General features: G+C 48.8%; 1 protein-coding gene. It reads right to left on the bottom strand.

All coding sequences use genetic code 11. The features are described 5' to 3' along the window. The coding region (locus X919_RS0104590) for an Arm DNA-binding domain-containing protein (protein WP_028899201.1) at window positions 1-322 on the bottom strand (322 nt) is incomplete at both ends.

Here is a 322-nt window from a genome sequence, read left to right as displayed (position 1 = left end):
TCAGATAAGTCCCCTCTGCCCTTGACTTTCCAACGCTTTCCTTGACGGCTTGCAGTTCCGCCTTGCTCATGGCAAGAAGTGTTGTCGGATGAGTGGCGATGCCTTGCAGGTGATTCTTGATAAGTTCTGCACTTACCACTCCGTCCCTTGTCAGTATATCCCGATAGGTCTTTTCCACAAACTCCCTGAACTCATTGATTCTTTGGTTGGTCTTCCTATTGGTTATCAAACCCTGTTTGGTGTTCCACTCGGAGACTTTACACTCTTCTCCTGTGGTAATGGCGGTGCTCTTTCCGTCTATGGTGATACGGCAGAGAATGGC

The sequence above is a fragment of the Prevotella sp. HJM029 genome (genome assembly GCF_000599605.1).
Classification (GTDB): Bacteria; Bacteroidota; Bacteroidia; order Bacteroidales; family Bacteroidaceae; genus Prevotella.
This window is presented reverse-complemented; position numbering and strand designations above follow the sequence as displayed.